We start from the raw sequence: 3,384 nt of genomic DNA on the forward strand, positions 1-3,384 counted from the left end.
GACACCAACAGCGTGCGTGGGGAAACCCTCGCTTGTGTTTAGGACACGCCGGTCTCACTCACCGGAATTTCGTAACAGGACCTAGTCCAGGGCTGTCGGACCCACGTGCTGTCCACCACCGTCAATATTGAGGACTGCACCTGTGACATAGCTGGAGGACTTGGAGGCGAGGAAGATCGCCAGGCCTTCAAGTTCCTGCATCTGGCCGGAACGCTTCACTGCGGACATCCTGGCGAATGCGCCGTCGAGAGCCTTGGCTGCAGGATTGTTCTTGCGGATATTGGTCTCGAAGAGTCCGGGTGCAATCGCATTGACGGTGATGCCACGGGTCGCCAGTTCCAGCGCGGCGTTGCGGACAATACCGATCACGCCGGTCTTGGAAGCGGCGTAGGCATAGCCGACCAGTGGATCTGCACGCACGCCAGCCAAGGACGCCGTGACGACGATCCGTCCCCGGCCTTCTGCGTTCATGTGACGGCTGGTGATGGACATGGTGTTCATCGCACCGGTGAGGTTGACGTCGATGACATCACGCCAGCGGTCACGGTCGTAGTTCTCCAGGTTTCCGGAGTCGTTGATCGGGCCGGGGCCGGCGGAGATTCCTGCATTGGCAAACACCACCTGGAAGGGATGTTCCGCTGCGTGGGCCGCAAGCTTGGAATCAAAGTCCTCATAATCGGTGATGTCGAGGGCGAGGGCGTGGGTGGTGATGCCGGCGTCGATAAGCGTCTTTTTGGCCGCCTCAAGCGGCTCGACATCGCGGTCAATGAGCGTGACCTCAGCACCCACGGTGCCCAGTGTCTGGGCGATGTGGAATCCGATGCCGCTGCCGCCACCGGTGACCAGTGCGTGGGTGCCGGTGAGGTCGAAGAGTTCAACGAGTTTATTGTTCATGAAAGCGGGAGGTCCTTTAGCGGATCGGGGTCAGTGGAGCGCCGAATTCAGCCCAGTCACGGTAATCATGGATAATCCAGAGCTTGGCGTCTTCTTCCTCGGTGATCTTGATCAGCTTCTTGATGCTCTTCACAGCCTGCTCCGGATCAGTGTCAGTCGGGGATGGGGCCAACAGCTCTACAGCCTCGCGCAGGTGGACAACATCAGCGGAGAGCATCACGTTCTGACCCGGGAGGCGCACCAGGATCGCCATCTGGCCAGGGGTGTGGCCCGGCAGGTGGAAGAGCTCGATGGAACCGTCGCCGAAGAGATCATGACGTTCCGCGTTGATCTCAAGCCAGTTGTAGTTCCTGATCTCTTCAGTCAGGAAATCATCTTCCATGATCAGGTGGGCGGAGTTGGGGGTTGGGTTCTTGCCGTAATCCAGCTCACCGGGTCCGATGATGAACTGTGCATTCGGGAACTGGAAGAGGCCGCCGGCGTGGTCGGTGTGCAGGTGGGAGACGATCACATGGGTGACATCTTCTGGGGTGTAGCCGAGCTTGCGCAGCTGTGGCTCGATGGCCTCCTCCGGCTTGGACTCAATCATGCTGGTTTCCGGGCGGTCGCCGAACAGCAGTGCCGGATCCTCACAGACACAGGGGTGGAAACCGGTGTCCACCATGATCAGGCCCTTGTCATGCTCAATCAGGAAGGCCGGCAACGGAATCTCAATGGGGCCGTCAAGACCCACAACCATGTGTTCAGCCTGCATAGTCATGTTGGGGGAGTCGAAACCATAGAGAGTGTTGGCGGTCTTCTGGGTTACGCCGGCAGGGGTTTCGGTGTGTGCGGTGGTAGAGGTCATGGGATTACTCCTGAATCAGGGGGAAGTGTGAGGGGGGTTTCAAGCGATGGCGGAGATGGCGTGCTTGAGGTGGCTGCGCAGATCGAAATCATCAGCCAGTGCATCTGTGAGATGTAGGGGGATGCGTTCGTTGAACATGCGACGGACAATCGTCTGATCTGCCGGCTGGTTCACTGACTCAACGCCGATGAGTTCACCGTGGCGGAAGGCCAGGACGGAGAACTTCTTCTTCGCAGGATCGCCGAGGACCTTGATCTCATCATCGGAGTGGATGATGCCGGTCATCTGCAGGCGGTAGCGCCCCTGGGTGGACCAGAACCATGGGGTGACGGTGTAGGGTTCGTCAGCCCCGAGGATCTGATTGGCCACATGCTTTGCCTGGTCCATGGCATTCTGCACGGACTCCAGGCGCAGGTTCTTCCCCGCGACGGGGAAGGAGGCGCAATCGCCGAGTGCGAAGATATTGGGGTCGGAGGTGCGCAGCTGCGTATCGACGACGATGCCGTTGTCTGTGCTGAGTTCTGCCTCTTCGGCGATCTCCACATTCGGCTGCACACCGATGCCCACGACGAACAGATCCGCCTCATAGCGTTCGCCGGTGGTGGAAATGACTGCGGTGGCTTGACCGGACTCAGCCTCTTCAATGAAGGACAGACCCTCGCCGAAACGCATGGTGATGCCGTGCTCGGCATAACGCTCGGAGAACCACTGACTGGTGTACGGGCTCAGTGCACGGCTCATGGGGCGGTCAGCGAATTCGAGGACGATCACCTCGCAGTCGTGCTTGAGCGCTGCGACGGCGAATTCCATTCCAATGAAGCCTGCTCCGACAACCACCACACGTGCGGCCTTGCCGATTTCCGATTTCAGGGTGACAGCATCCTGCAGGGTCTTCAGGGTGTAGACACCCCGGGCCTCAGCTCCGGCGCACTGAAGTGGGCGCGGGCGTGCACCGGTGGCCAAGACCAGATCCTCATAGGGGAAGGTTCCGGCTGTGGTGTGAACACTTGATGCCTTAGGGTCAATGGAGGTGACTGTGGTTCCACGCAGCAAGGTGATGTTGTTATCCAGGTAGAAGTCCTCATCCCGGATGGGAAGGGGAGCCGCGTCGAAGTCGACCTTCATATAGTCCTTCGACAGCGGTGGTCGCTGGTAGGGCAGCTCCGGGCAGGAGTCAATGATGGTGATGGGCTGCTGGTAGCCCCCCGAGCGCAGGCTTTCTGCAACCTGTACTCCGCCATGTCCGCCGCCGATGATTACGGTGCTCATTGATCAATTCCTTTCCTTTGTGGACAGTGGTGCCTTAAACGCAATCTGTCGACACTTTATACTGAAGTCAATGATGTGTCATGGGGCACATAATGTCAAGGTCTGTGATGTTGATTGCCCTTTCGGTGGAGTTTTGGCGGGTAGGTGGGTATTTTTCAGTGTGGGAGTGGGGTGTTTTCGGGGGTGGACACCTGTCCATGTGTGTACAGGGAAGGGGGGATGTTCGGAGTTATGAACGTTTGAAAAGCTGCAGGATGTGCGGAATCGCAGAGGCGGCAAACAGAATCAGGATCATCCTGATCAACTGGATCGTCACCACCGCCGGGCTGGTTCCGGTCTCACTCGAGATGGCTAGCACCGTGTCCATGGCTCCC

3 protein-coding genes are annotated in these 3,384 nt (G+C 58.8%); all 3 read right to left on the reverse strand.

The genetic code is table 11. The annotated features are described in order from the left end of the window. Positions 1–81: 81 nt before the first annotated feature. From Q0M74_RS13490 to Q0M74_RS13500, 3 genes are read right to left on the reverse strand one after another with little or no spacing between them, the layout of a single operon-like run. Positions 82–894: an SDR family NAD(P)-dependent oxidoreductase gene (locus Q0M74_RS13490; RefSeq protein WP_293955315.1), complete on the reverse strand. Its 813-nt coding sequence runs from the start codon at positions 892–894 to the stop codon at positions 82–84. A gap of 16 nt (positions 895–910) precedes the next feature. Further along, positions 911–1,741, reverse strand: a complete 831-nt coding sequence (locus tag Q0M74_RS13495; protein ID WP_293955317.1) for an N-acyl homoserine lactonase family protein — start codon at positions 1,739–1,741, stop codon at positions 911–913. A 39-nt stretch (positions 1,742–1,780) separates the two neighbouring features. Then, positions 1,781–3,010, reverse strand: coding sequence for an NAD(P)/FAD-dependent oxidoreductase (locus Q0M74_RS13500; protein ID WP_293955319.1), 1,230 nt, complete (start codon positions 3,008–3,010; stop codon positions 1,781–1,783). Positions 3,011–3,384 lie beyond the last annotated feature (374 nt).

This window comes from uncultured Corynebacterium sp. (assembly GCF_945649885.1).
Classification (GTDB): domain Bacteria; phylum Actinomycetota; class Actinomycetes; order Mycobacteriales; family Mycobacteriaceae; genus Corynebacterium.